The organism is Cupriavidus sp. a3 (genome assembly GCF_051015765.1).
In the GTDB taxonomy this organism is placed as follows: Bacteria; Pseudomonadota; Gammaproteobacteria; order Burkholderiales; family Burkholderiaceae; genus Cupriavidus; species Cupriavidus oxalaticus_A.
The window spans coordinates 2,905,579-2,921,635 of the sequence record NZ_CP170643.1; the positions used below are offsets into that span (position 1 = coordinate 2,905,579).

Consider the following 16,057-nt stretch of genomic DNA (forward strand, 5'->3'; position numbering starts at 1 on the left):
CCTCCGTCAGCGCGGCGGCTGTGCGCCGGGCGCGTCGAAGTCGATCGTCATCGCCCCGCTTTCGATCTGCTGCAGGCGCAGCATCAGGTTGGCGGGCCGCAGTGTCTGCGCCGCGATCATGCGGCGCACGAACAGGCCGAGATGATTGGGGCGGATGTGTTCCGGGCAGGCCAGCGTGCAGAGGTTGCACATGACGCATTCGTCGAAGACCTGGCTGGCAGCGGTGAGCTTGCCTTCGACGGCGAACTGCACGCCCTGCTGGACATCGAGTTCCTTCGGGCAGGCGCGGTCGCAGCCGCTGCAGTGGCGGCAATGCGCGGCCTCGGGGAAGGTCGTGGAGATCGCCTGCAAGGCCTCCCAGCTCTCGCCGATCTCTTCCATGTGGTAGACGTGCCGCTCCGTCGCCGTAAAGTAGTCCAGGAACGCGACCTGCATGCCGTCTTCGACGAGCGTCTCGCACGCCAGCGCCGTGCGCACGTCCTGCTCGCCGCTGCGCCGCACCATGACCCGGCACGAGCCGCACACGCCCTGGCCCATGCATCCAACGCCTTCGACCAGCGTCTCGCCCGCATGCAGGAAGGCCTGCAGGATGGAGCAGTTTTCCGGTGCTTCGATCTGCCGCCCTTCGATGCTCAGACGTACCATCGCATGCCCCGTGGAATCGGCGGCGCCCACTTCACACTGGCGCCAGGGTCGAAAAGGTCATATAAAACCATAGCACACCGAAGGTCTTTGCCTAAGGGAGCCGTAATGGAAACCTGGCTGAAGGCGCTTGCGCCCGTCGTTGCAGCGATCGTGGTCGCCGCAGGCATCGTGTTGTTGCTGGCCGTGCCGCTGCTCGCATACCTGCTGTATCCGCCGGAAGTGAAGCAAGGCACCGAAGTGCCGGCCTGGGCGGCGCAGGAACTGCAGAAGATGGGCGCGCCAAACCGGCGCGAGCTGCTGCTTGCGCTGCTGGTGCTGATCGCGCTGGCACTGTGGACTGGCCCTGACGCTGGGCATCATGGGCATCCTGACACCTTATGGCACCGGTCCGAGCCCGGTCTACTTCGGCAGCGGCTACCTGCCCGCCGGAGACTACTGGCGGCTTGGCGCCATCTTCGGCGTGATCTACATCGCCGCGTCCTCGCGCTCGGCGTGCCGCTGCTGCTTTGATACGGAGCCCTCCCACCATGGCCCACGAACCGAGTTCAACGCATCCGCCGGCGATGGCGCGATCCCGTGGTTTTTCGCTTGGTGCAGCCGCCGCCGTGGCCTGCCTTTACCTGCTCGCACCAACTCCGGCGCATGCCCAGGCGCGCCAGGTCTTCGCTTCGCCCGATGCGGCAATGGCGGCTTTCGGCCAGGCGGTGCGCGCCGACGACGAGGTCGCCATGCGCCGCATGCTGGGGCCGAAGTTCCGCGACATCATTCCGCCGGCCGGCGCCGAAGTACGGAAACGGTTCGACACCGCCTGGGCGCAATCGCATCGCTTGCAGCAGGCGGACAAACATGCCTTCATCGCGGTCGGCGACGATGGCTGGACCCTGCCGGTGCCGCTGGTCAAGGCGCCAGGCGGCTGGCAATTCGACACGCGGGCGGGTGTCGAAGAAATGCGCGTGCGCCGCATCGGCCGCAACGAGCTTGCGGTGATCCAGACCATGCAGGCGATCTGCGATGCGCAAGCGGAATACGCCCAGACGATGCACGATGGCGAGAAGCGGCTGGTCTACGCCAGCAGGCTGTCCAGCACCCCGGACAAGCATGACGGGCTCTATTGGCCGACCACCTCGAGCGAGTCACCGAGCCCGCTCGGCCCGGCCTTCCGCGACGCCGGCACGCGCAATGCAAGCAAGGACGGTTACCACGGCTACCACTACAAGCTGCTGACCGCGCAAGGGCCGCATGGCGACGGCGGTGCGCTCAATTATGTCGTCGACGGCAAGCTGTTCGGCGGCTTTGCGGTCATGGCCTGGCCGGTGCGCTACGGCGACACCGGCGTGATGAGCTTCATCGTCAGCCACAAGGGGCAAGTGTACGAACGCGACCTGGGGCCCAACAGCGCGGCCAAGGCCGCTGCAACGAAAACCTTTGACCCAGCCCCGGGCTGGAGGAAGGTGTCGCCATGAGCCATCGCATCCTCACCATGGCCTGCTGCGGCGTACTGGCACTGGCCGGATGCCAGGGCGCCGGGCCGCCGGCCGCAACGCCGGCGTCCGCGCTGCCTGGCGGCGGCCCGACCCAGGTCCAGCGCGAACCCGCCCCGTACAAGGCAGAAGAAATCGAGGCCCTGGTCGCCCCGATTGCGCTCTACCCCGATCCGCTGCTGTCGCAGGTGCTGATGGCGTCCACCTATCCGCTGGAGGTCGCCCTCGCCGCGCGCTGGCTCAAGGAGCGCCCTGACCTGAAGGGCGATGCCGCGGTCAAGGCGGTGCAGAACGAAACCTGGGACGTCAGCGTGAAATCGCTGGTGGCGTTTCCGCAGATCCTTGGACCCATGGGCGACAAGCTGGACTGGACCCAGAAGCTGGGCGATGCCTTCCTGGCCCAGCAGAAGGACGTGATGGCTGCGGTGCAACGCCTGCGCGTGCGCGCCCAGCAGGCCGGCCACCTCAAGTCGGGGCCGCAGCAAACTGTGATCGTGGAACCCGCGACCGCGGCCGAATCCACGCAGCAGACCATCGTGCGCATCGAACCGGCGCAGCCCGACGTGATCTACGTGCCGGTGTATGACCCCGCCATTGTCTATGGCGGCTGGGGCTATGCAGGATACCCGTACTACTATTGGCCACCCTACGGACCCTACTATCCTGGCGACGCCTTCCTTGGCGGCATCGCATGGGGCGTCGGCCTGGCCGCGGCCGTCGCCATCTTCGGCGACTGCGACTGGAACAACGGCGGCGTCCATGTGGAGCACCACAAGGCCCGCAATATCGACCGCAACTTCGACGCCAGCAAGCTGGACCAGGGCCGCTGGCAGCACGACGCGCGGCACCGCCAGGGGGTGGCCTACCGCGACAGCGCCACGCGCGAACGATTTGGCAGGAGCACCGCCGATGCGTCGGGCCGCGCCGGCTTCCGCGGGCGCGACGCCACCGGCGGCCGGGACAACGGCTTCCAGGGCGTGGGCCGCGGCGGCAGTGCCGTGCAGCGTGATGTCAGCCGCGGAAACCAGAGCCTGCACTCGGGCGGCGGCCGGGCCGGCGGATTTGGCGGCGGACGCGGCGGAGGCTTTGGCGGCGGGCGTGGTGGCGGTGGACGACGTTAGGGAACCAATGCCCGTTTGGAGTGGTGCACTGGCACCTGGCTCCCGACATGACCGGATTCCCGAAGCGCAAGGGAAATCCATCGGCACAAAGACGCAGAATATCCATCCTCGCGCCCCCTCCTTCGCGCGCTGGAATGACGCCGGCGCCAGTCGCGTCAGCCGAGAGATCCTTATTCTTGCCGGCTAGCCGCCCTGATTTGACCACGATCAAGTCCGAATCATCCAGCGCCGTTTCCTGGCGCCGAACGCAAAGCTTCTGGCATGGAAAGCAAAGTCCGGACGTAGCCCCCACGCTTACCTTGATGACAACGCAATATGCGTTGGACCCATATCAAGAGGAGACACAGAATGGCTACACCCGGTTATTGCATTGCGCATCTTGTTGCCGAAGTCTGCCTTGCTGAATTAGCACATTCCGATTCAGTCATGGTGCGTTCGGAGGCCGAATGATGCGCGTAGAACAACTGACCGCCAGCATCGGCGCCGAACTCGTTGGCGTGAAACTCTCCGATGCCATTCATGACGATGGCTTGTTCAATGAGATCCGCGCCGCGTTGCTGCGGCACAAGGTTCTGTTCCTGCGAGACCAGGATATTTCTCGCGCCGAGCATGTCGCGTTTGCCGAGCGCTTTGGCAAGCTCGAAGACCATCCCGTTGCCGGCAGCCATCCGGAGCATCCGGGTCTCGTCCAGATCTACAAGCGGCCGGACCAGCCGATGGACCGCTACGAAAACGCCTGGCATACCGATGCCACGTGGCGCGAGGCACCTCCGATGGGCTGTGTCCTTCGCTGTGTAGAAACCCCTCCGGTCGGCGGCGACACGATGTGGACGAACATGGTTCTCGCGTACGAGAACCTGCCCGGTCACGTCAAGGCGCAAATTGCCGGCCTGAGAGCACGTCACAGCATCGAGGCGAGTTTCGGCGCGGCCATGCAAATCGAGAAGCGCCTGGCGCTGAAGGCGCAGTACCCGGATCCCGAGCATCCGGTGGTACGAATCCACCCGGAAACCGGCGAGCGGATCCTCTTCGTCAATGCCTTTACCACGCATCTCACCAACTTCCATACGCCTGCGTACGTGCGCTATGGCCAGGATTACAACCCCGGTGCGGCCGACCTGCTGCGTTACCTGGTGAGCCAGGCCTTCATTCCCGAATACCAGGTGCGCTGGCGCTGGAAGGCCAACAGCATGGCGATCTGGGATAACCGCAGCACCCAGCACTACGCGGTAATGGACTACGCGCCCTGCCATCGCAAGATGGAGCGCGCCGGCATTGTCGGCGACAAGCCGTTCGGCATTGGCGAGAAGCCATTCGGAATCGGCGAGGGCGACGTCAAGCGACACGCCGCACAGCCGGCCCAGGCCTGAACTATTTATCCCAAGGAGAGAGACATGGATTTCATCGACGGTTCGCTGTTCCCGGAGAACCAGCAGAAGCTGGTCATCACCGCAGCCCCTTATGGCCCGGAATGGATGCCTTCGGATTTTCCGCAAGATATTCCGGTGACGATGGAGGAACAGATCCAGAAGGCAGTGGACTGCTACAACGCCGGCGCTACCGTGCTGCACGTTCACGTACGCGAAGCCGATGGGAAAGGCTCGAAGCGCCTGTCCAAGTTCAATGAGTTGCTTGCCGGCATCCGGGCACGCGTGCCGGACATGATCCTGCAAGTGGGCGGATCGATCTCGTTTGCGCCGGAGAGCGAGGGGGATGTGGCCAGGTGGCTGTCGGACGATACTCGCCATATGCTTGCGGAACTGAAGCCGACGCCGGACCAGGTGACGATCGCGATCAACACCAACCAGATGAATGTGGTCGAGCAGATGTGCGCGGCAGATGTGGCCGGAACGTCCCTGGCCGAGCCGGCTAATTATCGCGCCTATCGCGAGATGACCATCCCCGCCGGACCGGAATGGGTGGAAGAGCATATCCGCCGGCTCAGCAGCAACGGCATCCAGACCCACTTCCAGCTTGCCAACATCGCGCAACTTGAAACGGTAGAGCGGATGATGCGCCGGGGCACCTGCAACGTGCCACTGATCCTGACCTGGGTGGCAATCGGCGGCGGCTTCGAAGCGCCCAACCTCTACAACCTGGCGAACTTCGTGAGGGCCTGCCCCAACGGCTCGGTGCTGACCCTGGAAACCTCGATGCTCAACGTGCTTCCGCTCAACATGATGGCTATCGCCATGGGGCTGCACGTGCGTTGTGGTATCGAGGACAACATCTGGACGCAGCGGCGGGACCGCAAGACGGGCACGGTCGAACAGATCGAGCAACTCGTGCGCATCTCGCGGGAGTTCGGCCGGGACGTTGCCAGTGCGAAGGAAGCGCGTGAGATCTACAAGATCGGCACGTTCTACGACGGCGCCGACGAGACGCTGGCGCAGAATGGTTTCGCGCCGAACCGCAAGCCTGGCCAGGTCGGGTTCACCCAGCACGCACGCCGTTGATCTGAAAGGATCAGGCCGCGTGGAGGTACAGAGATCCTCCGTCCCTGTACCTGCCCTGATCGCGTCTAGCATGTGAAGCGCCCGCACCCGGCGCGCTCCACCTGCTGGGGAAGACAGTCGGCTCGTTATATCCAGCCGGGTATTCATGTATGGATAGCACGATGTCACGCGAAGATTCCATGAGCCTGCAGTATCCGGAGACACGCGCGCAGGTGTCGGCCACAACCAGCACCGGCCCTCGCTTTACGATACTCGTGGGCGGCCTTGTGATGCTGGGCCAATTCGCCATCGGGACCTATCTACCAGCCTTCGGCTCGCTCAGCACGTCTTTGTCGGCCAGTCCGGCACAAGTACAGCAGTCTCTGACGGCATACATGCTTCCTTTCGGGCTGATGATGCTGTGGCATGGAGCAATCTCCGACGCAATCGGGCGTCGCAGATCCGTCCTCGCCGGACTCGCGCTGTTCGCCCTGGGGTCGCTGGTCTGTGCAGCGGCTTCGCAAATAGAGACCCTGTACGCCGGCCGCATCATGCAGGGGCTGAGTGCGGGAGTTGGGGCCGTCGTTGGCCGGGCCATGGTCCGGGACGTTGCCAGCGGGGCAACCGCTCAAAGGCAACTGGCACTGGTCGGCATGCTGTTCGCGCTGGCCCCGGCGCTGGCACCAGTCTGCGGTGGCTGGCTGCTGGCCTGGGCGGGCTGGCGCAGCATCTTTTTCTTTCTTGCTCTGCTGTCCGCAGGCTTGCTCGGGGCCTGCTGGCTTTGGCTGCCTGAAACCCTGCCGCCACCTGAACGGCATGTGCTGCATCCCATCCGGCTTGCTCAGGCGTATGGCAACGTTCTTTCGCATCGCAGCTTTGTGTTGTTGGCGCTGGCCAATGCTAGCGTCAACATGGCCATCTACGTCTATGTACTCGGTGCTCCCAGTTTCGTTACGCAGCACCTCGGATTGAATGCGCAATCCTTCGCATGGCTGTTCGTGCCGATTGTTGCGGGATTGCTGCTAGGCTCGCTCGCGCTATTTCGTCTTGCTGGCAGGGTGAGCCCATGGAAGACCATCGCGGGGGGGCACATCGTCATGTTCGCCGCGGCATTGGTCAATCTTTCCCTCGGCGTGTTCCATGCATCCGCGCTGCCGTGGATCGTGACGGCTCTTCCCTGCTTTGCCTTCGGCATGATGCTGACCCAGCCGAGCCTGCAATTGCTGGCTCTGGATTGCGCCCCGGCGCGCCGAGGCCTGGCGGCCAGTTGCTACCTGACGTTTCAACAGGTCGGGAATGCGTTGTTGTCCGCGCTGGTCATGCCGCTCCTTGCTGTCTCCCTTACGCGAATGGCACTTGGCATGCTGTCGATCCAATGCCTTGGCGCGCTCCTGGCCTACTTGGCGCTACGTTCAATGGACCGATCGCAATCCATGAATGGGGCCGGCGGATCTGGCGGCGGGAGAGGCGGGAGAGGCGGGAGAGGCGGGAGAGGCGGGAGAGGCTAGCGGGAGCCGGTGCGAACGCCTCTGTCCGCTCTGGTTTGGACCTGCTTCAGGGACTCGCCCGCGTGCGCCGCATCAGCGCCACGATCGAATCCAGCCGCGTCCGGTCGCACGCCAGCGGCATGCCGTCGGCGAACATTGGCTGGGCCAGGCGCGTCAGCACGTCGCCCGGCGGCGCTTCCACCACCAGCCGTGCGCCATTGGCATGTGCCAGCAGCATGGTTTCATGCCAGCGCACCGGCGTGGCCATGTTCAGCGCCAGGTCGTCGGCGATCCTGCGCGGGTCGCGCAGCTCGCGCGCCTTGCTGGCGCTGAAATAACGCAGCGAGGGCGCGCACAGCGCCACGCCCTGCATGGCCTGTTGCAGCGCCTGCGCCGCGGCATCGAGCAGCGGGCAATGCGATGGCACATGGATGGCGACCGGCTTTGCGGCCTGCGCGCCGGCGGCAAGCGCCAGCGCTGATACCTCGGCCATCGCCGCCTCGCTGCCGGCGATCACGATCTGCGTCGGGGCGTTGAAGTTAGCCAGGTATACCGGCCGTTGCGGCGAGCACACCTGCGCCACCAACGGTGCGAGCCGGTTGCGGTCGAGCCCCAGGATGGCGGTCATGCCGTAGCCGGCGGGATAGGCCTGCGCCATCAGTTCCCCGCGCAGGCGCACCAGGCGCAAGGCATCGGCAAAGGAGAGCACGCCGGCAGTCACCGCGGCGGCATACGCGCCGATTGAAAGTCCGGCCACGGCGTCGGCGCGGGCGTCGTAAGCGGCCAGGCATCGTGCCATCGCCACGCCCGACGTCAGCAGGCACAGCTGCGTCCAGACCGTCGATTGCAGGCGCTCGGGCGTATCCATCCCTGCCGCCGGTACTTGCAGGACCTCCTCCGCTTCGGCCAGCACCGCCGCCACTGCCGGGTCGGCTGGCAGGTCCTTCAGCATGCCGGGGCGCTGTGTCCCCTGCCCGGGGAACGTGATCAGGACTTGCATGGCGATGGCTGCCACGGATCGTCGCACAGGCACGGTCCGTGGTCCGTCTTCAGCAGCACCCTGCCCCCGCTGCGCAGGCGTTCCAGCAGCGAAAAGCCGCCGTACGGTGTCGCGATCTGGATGTCGACGCGGACCGGCGCGTTGCGCTGCAGTTCGCCAAGCAACTCGAGATGGCCCGCCGCCAGCGGCTGGTCTGCCGTCACGACCAGATCCAGGTCGCTGTCGGCATGCAGCACGTTCTGCGCGCAGGCCAGCGAGAAGCCGGCGCTGCCGGTCACGCCCCAGCGGATGCCTGCGGCGTCGAGCCGGCCGGCGATGGCCTCGAGCGCGCGGATTGCCGGCAATGCCGCCAGGTCCGGGCGCAGGCGCCAGGCGCGCTGGGCGGCCAGCTCCATCGGCGTGACGAGCTTGCGCATCGCCGACGGCGCAATCCACGTGCCGAAGCGCTCTGCACGCGAGCGGCCGCGCAAGCCAACGGGGATCTCCCCCGGCCGGCGGCCGTCGCGACGCACGACCACCGGCGTGTCGTGCAGCGCCGGCAGCGAGACCCACGCCGGCAGCGCCGCGCCCTCCAGCGCGCTGGCCGGGTCGTCCAGCCAGACCAGGTCGTGCGGCGCGGGCGGCGCGAAATTCACGCTTGCCATTGCCGGGACAGGCACGCGCGTACCTCTGCCGACGCCTTCCGGTTGGCCCCGCCGAGGCGGCCTTGCAGGCCCGGCGTCGGGTCGCGGCGGATGTCGGCCAGCGCGGACAGGATGGTGTCGCGCGCGAGGAGCGCATCGGCCGCCACCGGCGCACTGGCCGACTCGACCTCGATCAGCCGCCACAGGATGCCCAGCGTGGCGAAGTTCTCGATGTCGTAGGCCATCGGCGGTACTGTCGACGCCAGCGCCTCCAGGTCCTCGACCGTGCGCATGGTGATGCGGGCCGCGGCTTCCTTGCCCATCGCATGCACCAGCACGCCCGGGTCATTGAGCGCGATGATCCGGTTGGCCTGGTAGCCGTGCGCAAGGAAGGCGCCCGACATGGCGCGCCCGACAATCAGCGCCACCACCGGATGCCCGGCCAGGCGTGCCTCGGCATACGCGGCCACCGCGCCGGCCAGCGACTGGTGGACGCCCAGTGCCTCCTCGCGCCGGCCGTAGGCCTGGCTGGGCGTATCGACGATCGCCACGATGGCGCGCTTGACCGGCGCGGCGCGGTCCGCCTCGATCGCCTCGCGCACCGCGCGCGCCAGCGACCAGCCCTCGAGCAGTCCGGCTTCGCCGTTGCGCGCGCGCGGGAAGCGGCTGGCGGCATCGGGCACCAGCGCAATCCAGCGCACCGCGGCGCCGGCCAGTTCGCCGTCGGCCACCTGCACGGAATCCGGATAGCCCGGCTGGCGCGACGCCGCCGGCGCCAGCGCCTGCAGCCAGCGTTCGCCGCGGCTGGCTTCGCGCGCGGCAGCGGGATGAAGTGGTGCGTTCATGCGTCGGTCCCCCGTTGAAACAGTGCCTGCACCTGGGCGGGCGTGGGTTGGGCGCTGGCGTCGTACGCCTGCAGCGCGGCCAGGTATCGCGCGACTTGCTCGCTGCGATGGCTGGCGGCGACCGGCCCGCGCAGCAGCGCGGCAACCTGCGCGCGCATTGCGTCGCAGTCGTCGTCGACATACGCATCGGCGAAACCGGTGGCGACGCGCTGCGCGCCGCCGGTGAAGCTCCAGATAAAAGGCCGGTCGCGCGAGTCGTACTCGGCGATGCCCGCCTCCTGCTCGATCACGGCCGGGCCGTTCAGCCCCAGCCGGCCCTCCTGCGTCATCACCAGCGCGCTGCACAGGCCGGCTGCGATCGACATGCCGCCAAAGCAGCCCACCTGCCCCGCGATCACGCCGACCACCGGCTGGTAGCGGCGCAGGTCGACGATCGCCGCGTGGATCTCGGCAATCGCCGCCAGGCCAAGATTGGCCTCCTGCAGGCGCACGCCACCGGTTTCCAGCAGCAGCACCGCGCGCGTCGGTTCGCCGCGGCGGTTGTCTTCGGCCGCCAGTTCCAGCGCCCCGGCGATCTTGGCGCCACCGACCTCGCCCATGCTGCCGCCCTGGAAGGCCCCCTCGATGGCCAGCACCACCACCGGCATCCCGTCGATGCGCCCCTTGGCCACCACCACGCCGTCATCGCTCTGCGGCACCACGCCTTGCGGCGGCAGCCACGGCGACTGCAGGCCGTCGAACGGCCCCGCCAGTTCGCGGAAGGTGCCCGGGTCGAGCAATGCACGCGCGCGCTCGCGTGCGCCGAGTTCGATAAAACTGTTGCGCGCCAGCAGTTCCGCGGTGTTCATGCGCTGTCTCCTTGCTGCGGGCCGCCCAGCGCCTCGAACGCTTCCGCCAGGCGCATGCCGACCACGCCGGGCGTCGCGCCAAAGTCGTGGATGCGGATCTGCATCGATGCGCGCGGCTCGGCGGCGAAGACGCGCGAGAGCTGCGCATCCCAGACGCGGCCGTAGCCATTGACCGAGGTGGTGACCTCCACCGTGGTCCTGCCGCCCTGGCCCGGCTCGACCACTACCTCGAGGTCGCCCGACCCCACCACGCCGACCAGGACGCGTCCGGTAGCGGGTTGCCCCGCCGGGAATTCAAATCGCAGTTGTTCCATCACAGTCCCCTGAAGTCGTTTTCTGCAGCCGTCACGTTGGCCGTCCCGTCCCGTGACAGCCGGTCGAGGAAGATCGTCGCGGCCAGCAGGTCCGCCGCGCCGCCCGGCGAGGCCCTGCGGGCCAGCATGCCGGCATCGAGGCTGCGCAGGTGGCGCCGCCCGGCGACCGTGCCCGCGCCGCCTGCCGACAACACCGCCTTCGCGCCGGCCTGCATGTAATCCAGCCCTTGCCGTCCTGACCGGGCCAGCACGCAGGTATCGTCCAGTTCGCTCATCAGCGCGAGCAGCGCGTTCAGGCGGGCCGTCGATTCGGTATCGCCGCGCGCGCGGCTGCGCTGCAGCGCCGGCAGCGCCAGCCGCGTCACGTGCGGGAAGCCCGCGCGCGCCTGGGCGCGCGCGCCGCCGACACCGTAGGCCAGACAGGCGAGTTCGCCCTTGTTGCCGGTGAGCCTTGGCCGGTGCCGGTCCGCCAGCGCGGCGATGGCGCCGGCCGTGGCGCTGATCGTCCCGGCACTGGCGGCCAGCCCTGCCGCGCTCGCGTGCGCCGCGGCCCCGACCAGCAGGCCCATGCACCAGATCGCGCCACGATGCGTGTTGACACCGCCGGTGGCGGCCAGCATCACGGCCTCGGCCTCGCGGCCGAGCGCGCCCAGTTGTTCGCGCAGGCCATAGCCCACACGCGGCGCCCGCAGCCCGGCATCGGCCATGGCCGCGAACGACGGCCCCAGCGCGTGCGCCGAGCGCAGCATCAGCGGCAAGGTCAGGTCGGCATGGGCCCCGCTGCCGCGGCTGTCGACCAGGCCGGGCTTGGGCGAGAGCCGCGCTTCTTCGGCAATGGCGCCGACGGCGAGTCCCGCCAGCGCCTCGGCATGGGCCGAGGCCGCCGGGCGCTGCGCGGGCGCGTACGCGGCCTGCGCTTGCAGGATCCTTGCGGTGGCGGCTGCCATCACCAGCTCCGGAAGCGTGCCGGCGGCTCGTACAGCCCGCCGGACCAGTCGACCAGGTCGGCCATGCTCTTGGCCGCCAGCAGGCTGCGCGTGGCCTGGCTGCGCTGCACGCCCAGGTCTTCCGGCAGCGCGATCAGGCCGTCGCTGCGCATCCGGCGCGTGGTGGCGGGATCGTGCTTCAGGCCGATGGGCGTGACGCCGGCCACGGCGGCAATCATCCGGCGCCGCTCCTCCAGCGATTGCGCCTTGTAGAGGTAGGCGATGCCCTCTTCGGTCAGCACGTGCGTGACGTCGTCGCCGTAGATCATCACCGGCGCCAGCGGCATGCCGCTTTCGCGCGCGACCTCGACCGCATCCATCGATTCGACAAAGGTCGGCTTGCCGCCGGCCTGGAAGGTCTCGACCATCTGCACCACCAGCTTGCGGCCGCGCGCGAGCGGGTCGTCGGTTTCGATCAGGTCGAGCCACGCCGGCGTCGGGTGGCGGCGCCCGCCCGGCTGGTGGCCCATGTTGGGCGCGCCGCCAAAGCCGGACAGCCGCCCGCGCGTCACCGTGGACGAATGGCCGTCGCCGTCGATCTGCAGCGTCGAGCCGATGAACAGGTCCACCGCATACTGGCCGGCAAGCTGGCAGAAGGCCCGGTTCGAGCGCATCGAGCCGTCCGCGCCGGTAAAGAAGACGTCCGGCCGCGCGGCGACGTAGGCTTCCATGCCCAGCTCGCTGCCGAAGCTGTGCACGCTCTCGACCCAGCCGGTCTCGATCGCCGGAATCAGCGTCGGGTGCGGGTTGAGCGTCCAGTACTTGCAGATCTTGCCCTTCAGCCCGAGCGACTCGCCGTACGTCGGCAGGATCAGCTCGATCGCCGCGGTGTTGAAGCCGATGCCGTGGTTGAGCGACTGCACCTGGTGGCGCTCGTAGATGCCGCGGATCGCCATCATCGCCATCAGCACGTGGACCGGCTTGATCAGCCGCGGGTCGCGCGTGAACAGCGGTTCGCAGAAGAATGGCTTGTCCGCCTGCACCACGTAGTCGATCCAGGAGCCCGGCACGTCGACGCGCGGCAGGCCCGCGGGATCGTCGACGATCTCGTTGACCTGCGCGATCACGAGCCCGTCGCGAAAGGCCGCGGCCTCGACCAGCGCCGGCGTGTCCTCAGTGCTCGGACCGGTGTAGAGGTTACCCTGGCGATCGGCCTTGTAGCCGGCGATCAGCACCACATTGGGCACCAGGTCCACGTACAGCCGCGAATACAGCTCGATATAGGTATGGATCGCGCCGACTTCGAGCTGACCGTCCTCCAGGAACTGCGAGATGCGGATGCTTTGCGCCCCCGCGTACGAAAAATCCAGCTTGCGCGCGATGCCGCGTTCGAACAGGTCAAGGTGCTCGACCCGGCTGACGCTGGGGATGATCATGTGGAGCGCATTCACGCGCGCCGGATCGACCTGCGCCAGCGAGCGCGACAGGAAGTCGGCCTGCTTCTGGTTGTTGCCCTCCAGCACCACGCGGTCGCCGGACGCCAGCACGGCTTCCAGGAACGCGACAATGTCGCTGGTCGGCACCACCTTGCCGTCGGCAATGGCTGCGGCATTCTGCTTGCGGCGCGCCTTGGCTTGCCTGCGGGTATTCCACTGGCGGCCCGTGCTGGTGTTGGTCATCGCGTCTCCGGCTGGTGTCTGTCTGATGGCTCCACCTTAAACAGGCGGCGTCCGGCAAACAATCACGCCAGCAAATGAACCGTTACGCTGGCCGGAAGCGAGACCAGGGAGTGGGCGAAAAGCCGCCCGCGCCCCTACTGGTCGGCTTCGCGCATCGCCATCCGGCACGCCGCTGCCAGCGCCAGCAGGTTGGGATCGCGCTCGCGGCGGCGCAGGAAGTTCAGCGCGATGGTCTGCTTGATGTCGTACTCGCCGGCCAGCGGCACGAACGCCACATTGCGCGAATACACGCCCTTCACCCGGCCCGGCAGCAGCGTGTATCCGATGCCGCCGCCCACTAAGTTCATCAGCGAAAAGATGTCGCCGACCTTCATCACCACATTAGGCGTGAATTCGGCAATACGGAACGCCTCGACAAAGCCGCTGTAGGTGACGAAGCCCTCGCTCAGGCTGACGAAGGGCTCGTCGCGGCAGGCACGCAGGTCCACCGCGGGCATCGAGGCATAGGGCGAACCGGCCGGCGCGGCAAAGAAGATATCGTCCTCGAACAGCGGGATCGACTCGATCTCCGGATCGGGCTCGGGCACGGCCATCAGCGCGGCGTCGATCGAGCCCTGCTTGAGCTTCTGCAGCAGGTCCGCGTTCGATCCCAGCATCAGCTCGGTCTGCAGCTCCGGGCGCCGCAGCTTCAGGCCGATCACGATCCTGGGCACGGTCTGGACCGTGAGCGAATAGAGCGAGCCGATCTTGAGGTGGTCGGCCGAAAAGCCGGCGGCCTCGCGCGTGGCGCGGATGCCGTCGGCCATGGCCTTGAGCACTTCCCTGGCCGTATCCGCCAGCACATGGGCGGCGTCGGTCGGGATCAGGTTGCGGCCCTCGTGGCGGAACAGCGCGCAACTGGTGCCCTCTTCCAGCGAGTGCAGCGCGCGGTGCACGCTGACCGTGCTGGTATCCAGGATCTCGGCCGCCTTGGCCAGGTTGCCCGATTCCATGAACGCCAGCAGGGCTTCGAGTTTGCGGAAGGTGATCTCTTCGCCGATGCGGATTCTCATGGGTCGGGGGGCTGTGGTTGGGGCAGGCTCCTATCTTAGCTGCGTGGCGGGCAATGCGCACCGCTAACTGGACTGGCCGAGTTGCGTGAGGATCGCCGGGTTCTCCAGCGTCGAGGTGTCCTGCGTGATTGCCTCGCCCTTGGCCAGCGAGCGCAGCAGGCGGCGCATGATCTTGCCTGAGCGCGTCTTGGGCAGGTTGTCGCCAAAGCGGATGTCCTTGGGCTTGGCGATCGGGCCGATTTCCTTGCCGACCCAGTTGCGCAGCTCGGTGGCAAGCTTGATGGCCTCTTCGCCGTTCGGGCGGGCGCGCTTGAGCACGACGAACGCGCAGATCGCCTCGCCGGTCATGTCGTCGGGACGGCCGACCACCGCGGCCTCGGCCACCAGCGGGTTGGCCACCAGCGCCGACTCGATCTCCATCGTGCCCATGCGGTGCCCCGACACGTTCAGCACGTCGTCGATGCGGCCCATGATGGTGAAGTAGCCGGTGTCCTTGTCGCGGATCGGCTGTACCTGGCCGGCGACGGCTCGTGCTTGCCGCCCAGCTCCCACCCGAAGCAATACGACCTGTCGAGCCTGCGCCTGCTCGGCACCGTGGGCGAGCCGATCAATCCCGAGGCGTGGATGTGGTACTACAAGAACATCGGCAACGAGCGCTGCCCGATCGTCGACACCTTCTGGCAGACCGAGACCGGCGGCCACATGATCACGCCGCTGCCGGGCGCGACGCCGCTGGTGCCGGGTTCGTGCACGCTGCCGCTGCCGGGCATCATGGCCGCCATCGTCGACGAGACCGGCCATGACCTGCCCAACGGCAATGGCGGCATCCTGGTGGTCAAGCGCCCGTGGCCGGCCATGATCCGCACCATCTGGGGCGATTCCGGAGCGCTTCAGGAAGAGCTACTTCCCCGAGGGGCGGTACACGATCACGTTCTTCACGGCCTCGCAGCCGCCCAGCGCCAGCGCATCGTCGGCGATGGCCTTCAGCGGCAGCGCCTTGCCGCCGCGCATCTGCTCGTCGGCGGTGATCAGCGCCACCGCGCCCACGTCGACCAGCCGCTCCTGCAGCGACTTGGCCGAGAAGCCGCCGAACACCACCGAGTGCGTCGCGCCCAGGCGCGCGCAGGCCTGCATCGCGGCCACGCCTTCGACCGACATCGGCATGTAGATCACGACGCGGTCGCCCTTCCTGATGCCGAGCGTCTTCAGGCCGTTGGCCAGGCGGCACACCTTCGCATGCAGTTCGCGGTAGGTGACGCGCGTCACCGTGCCGTCGTCGGCCTCGAACACGATCGCGACCTTGTCGGCATTGCCGTTTTCCAGGTTGCGGTCCAGGCAGTTGTACGAGGCATTGAGCTGGCCATCCTCGAACCACTTGTAGAACGGCGCGTTGCTCTCGTCCAGCACCTTGGTGAAGGGCTTGTTCCAGTGCAGCAGCTCGCGGGCGTGGCGTGCCCAGAAGCCTTCGTAGTCGCGTTCGGCTTCCTCGCATAGCGCGCGGTAGGCGTCCATGCCGGGAATCGCGGCCTGGCTGGCCGGGGCCCGCGCCGGCAGGATGGCCTGCTGGGCGGGCATGACGGATTCAAGCAGTTTCATGGTCA

General features: G+C 67.4%; 14 protein-coding genes and 5 pseudogenes. 8 read left to right on the forward strand and 11 right to left on the reverse strand.

Going from position 1 to position 16,057, the window contains the following annotated elements; all coding sequences use genetic code 11:
- Window positions 1-6: 6 nt before the first annotated feature.
- Window positions 7-645, reverse strand: coding sequence for a 2Fe-2S iron-sulfur cluster-binding protein (locus tag ACAD63_RS14010; RefSeq protein WP_434032861.1), 639 nt, complete (start codon window positions 643-645; stop codon window positions 7-9).
- A gap of 105 nt (window positions 646-750) precedes the next feature.
- On the opposite strand from ACAD63_RS14010, the pseudogene ACAD63_RS14015 reads away from it, so the two are divergent.
- The 7 genes and pseudogenes from ACAD63_RS14015 to ACAD63_RS14045 form a co-directional block, all read left to right on the forward strand.
- Window positions 751-922, forward strand: a pseudogene (locus ACAD63_RS14015) (anion permease); the annotation flags it as partial.
- An 81-nt stretch (window positions 923-1,003) separates the two neighbouring features.
- Window positions 1,004-1,060 (forward strand): annotated as a pseudogene (locus ACAD63_RS14020) (hypothetical protein); the annotation flags it as partial.
- Between the two features lie 148 nt (window positions 1,061-1,208).
- A complete protein-coding gene (locus tag ACAD63_RS14025) occupies window positions 1,209-2,108 on the forward strand; it encodes a DUF2950 domain-containing protein (RefSeq protein ID WP_434033995.1) in 900 nt (299 codons plus the stop codon).
- Complete coding sequence (locus tag ACAD63_RS14030) at window positions 2,105-3,247, forward strand: DUF3300 domain-containing protein (RefSeq protein WP_434032862.1); 1,143 nt, start codon at window positions 2,105-2,107, stop codon at window positions 3,245-3,247. The genes ACAD63_RS14025 and ACAD63_RS14030 overlap by 4 nt, the downstream gene beginning before the upstream one ends.
- Before the next feature lie 449 nt (window positions 3,248-3,696).
- Window positions 3,697-4,617 (forward strand): TauD/TfdA dioxygenase family protein, encoded by a 921-nt coding sequence (locus ACAD63_RS14035; RefSeq protein ID WP_135706260.1) that lies wholly within the window; start codon window positions 3,697-3,699, stop codon window positions 4,615-4,617.
- 24 nt (window positions 4,618-4,641) lie between these two features.
- Complete coding sequence (locus ACAD63_RS14040; protein WP_133098594.1) at window positions 4,642-5,703, forward strand: 3-keto-5-aminohexanoate cleavage protein; 1,062 nt, start codon at window positions 4,642-4,644, stop codon at window positions 5,701-5,703.
- A gap of 179 nt (window positions 5,704-5,882) precedes the next feature.
- A complete protein-coding gene (locus ACAD63_RS14045; RefSeq protein WP_434032863.1) occupies window positions 5,883-7,190 on the forward strand; it encodes a multidrug effflux MFS transporter in 1,308 nt (435 codons plus the stop codon).
- 46 nt (window positions 7,191-7,236) lie between these two features.
- On the opposite strand, the gene mdcH is transcribed toward ACAD63_RS14045, so the two are convergent.
- From mdcH to ACAD63_RS14090, 9 genes and pseudogenes are all read right to left on the reverse strand, one after another.
- Complete coding sequence (mdcH, locus tag ACAD63_RS14050) at window positions 7,237-8,169, reverse strand: malonate decarboxylase subunit epsilon (RefSeq protein ID WP_135705138.1); 933 nt, start codon at window positions 8,167-8,169, stop codon at window positions 7,237-7,239.
- Entirely contained in the window at window positions 8,157-8,813 is a 657-nt protein-coding gene (locus ACAD63_RS14055; RefSeq protein WP_195432130.1) for a malonate decarboxylase holo-ACP synthase, read from the reverse strand. Before ACAD63_RS14055 ends, mdcH begins: the two co-directional genes overlap by 13 nt.
- Complete coding sequence (mdcE, locus tag ACAD63_RS14060; RefSeq protein WP_434032864.1) at window positions 8,801-9,637, reverse strand: biotin-independent malonate decarboxylase subunit gamma; 837 nt, start codon at window positions 9,635-9,637, stop codon at window positions 8,801-8,803. The genes ACAD63_RS14055 and mdcE overlap by 13 nt, the downstream gene beginning before the upstream one ends.
- Window positions 9,634-10,485: a biotin-independent malonate decarboxylase subunit beta gene (locus ACAD63_RS14065; protein WP_195432128.1), complete on the reverse strand. Its 852-nt coding sequence runs from the start codon at window positions 10,483-10,485 to the stop codon at window positions 9,634-9,636. Before ACAD63_RS14065 ends, mdcE begins: the two co-directional genes overlap by 4 nt.
- Entirely contained in the window at window positions 10,482-10,799 is a 318-nt protein-coding gene (locus ACAD63_RS14070) for a malonate decarboxylase subunit delta (RefSeq protein ID WP_195432127.1), read from the reverse strand. The genes ACAD63_RS14065 and ACAD63_RS14070 overlap by 4 nt, the downstream gene beginning before the upstream one ends.
- The gene (locus ACAD63_RS14075; protein ID WP_434032865.1) at window positions 10,799-11,746 is read right to left on the reverse strand and encodes a triphosphoribosyl-dephospho-CoA synthase; all 948 of its coding nucleotides are present in this window, start codon (window positions 11,744-11,746) and stop codon (window positions 10,799-10,801) included. Before ACAD63_RS14075 ends, ACAD63_RS14070 begins: the two co-directional genes overlap by 1 nt.
- On the reverse strand, window positions 11,746-13,404 hold the full coding sequence (mdcA, locus tag ACAD63_RS14080) for a malonate decarboxylase subunit alpha (protein ID WP_434032866.1): 1,659 nt from the start codon (window positions 13,402-13,404) through the stop codon (window positions 11,746-11,748). The genes ACAD63_RS14075 and mdcA overlap by 1 nt, the downstream gene beginning before the upstream one ends.
- A 134-nt stretch (window positions 13,405-13,538) precedes the next feature.
- The gene (locus ACAD63_RS14085) at window positions 13,539-14,456 is read right to left on the reverse strand and encodes a LysR family transcriptional regulator (protein WP_135705132.1); all 918 of its coding nucleotides are present in this window, start codon (window positions 14,454-14,456) and stop codon (window positions 13,539-13,541) included.
- Between the two features lie 63 nt (window positions 14,457-14,519).
- Window positions 14,520-14,960: pseudogene (locus ACAD63_RS14090) on the reverse strand (AMP-binding enzyme); the annotation flags it as partial.
- Here ACAD63_RS14090 and ACAD63_RS14095 point away from each other — a divergent pair.
- A pseudogene (locus ACAD63_RS14095) lies at window positions 14,889-15,369 on the forward strand (AMP-binding protein); the annotation flags it as partial. The pseudogenes ACAD63_RS14090 and ACAD63_RS14095 sit on opposite strands and share 72 nt — an antisense overlap.
- Here the strand turns inward: ACAD63_RS14095 and ACAD63_RS14100 are convergent.
- Window positions 15,363-16,052, reverse strand: a pseudogene (locus ACAD63_RS14100) (AMP-binding protein); the annotation flags it as partial. The pseudogenes ACAD63_RS14095 and ACAD63_RS14100 overlap by 7 nt on opposite strands.
- Window positions 16,053-16,057: the final 5 nt, after the last annotated feature.

What these genes read in the sequence shown, in the direction of transcription:
- ACAD63_RS14010 (WP_434032861.1), bottom strand. Translation starts at nt 645, where the DNA reads ATGGTACGTCTGAGCATCGAAGGGCGGCAGATCGAAGCACCGGAAAAC.
- ACAD63_RS14025 (WP_434033995.1), top strand. Translation starts at nt 1,209, where the DNA reads ATGGCGCGATCCCGTGGTTTTTCGCTTGGTGCAGCCGCCGCCGTGGCC.
- ACAD63_RS14030 (WP_434032862.1), top strand. Translation starts at nt 2,105, where the DNA reads ATGAGCCATCGCATCCTCACCATGGCCTGCTGCGGCGTACTGGCACTG.
- ACAD63_RS14035 (WP_135706260.1), top strand. Translation starts at nt 3,697, where the DNA reads ATGCGCGTAGAACAACTGACCGCCAGCATCGGCGCCGAACTCGTTGGC.
- ACAD63_RS14040 (WP_133098594.1), top strand. Translation starts at nt 4,642, where the DNA reads ATGGATTTCATCGACGGTTCGCTGTTCCCGGAGAACCAGCAGAAGCTG.
- ACAD63_RS14045 (WP_434032863.1), top strand. Translation starts at nt 5,883, where the DNA reads ATGAGCCTGCAGTATCCGGAGACACGCGCGCAGGTGTCGGCCACAACC.
- mdcH (WP_135705138.1), bottom strand. Translation starts at nt 8,169, where the DNA reads ATGCAAGTCCTGATCACGTTCCCCGGGCAGGGGACACAGCGCCCCGGC.
- ACAD63_RS14055 (WP_195432130.1), bottom strand. Translation starts at nt 8,813, where the DNA reads ATGGCAAGCGTGAATTTCGCGCCGCCCGCGCCGCACGACCTGGTCTGG.
- mdcE (WP_434032864.1), bottom strand. Translation starts at nt 9,637, where the DNA reads ATGAACGCACCACTTCATCCCGCTGCCGCGCGCGAAGCCAGCCGCGGC.
- ACAD63_RS14065 (WP_195432128.1), bottom strand. Translation starts at nt 10,485, where the DNA reads ATGAACACCGCGGAACTGCTGGCGCGCAACAGTTTTATCGAACTCGGC.
- ACAD63_RS14070 (WP_195432127.1), bottom strand. Translation starts at nt 10,799, where the DNA reads ATGGAACAACTGCGATTTGAATTCCCGGCGGGGCAACCCGCTACCGGA.
- ACAD63_RS14075 (WP_434032865.1), bottom strand. Translation starts at nt 11,746, where the DNA reads ATGGCAGCCGCCACCGCAAGGATCCTGCAAGCGCAGGCCGCGTACGCG.
- mdcA (WP_434032866.1), bottom strand. Translation starts at nt 13,404, where the DNA reads ATGACCAACACCAGCACGGGCCGCCAGTGGAATACCCGCAGGCAAGCC.
- ACAD63_RS14085 (WP_135705132.1), bottom strand. Translation starts at nt 14,456, where the DNA reads ATGAGAATCCGCATCGGCGAAGAGATCACCTTCCGCAAACTCGAAGCC.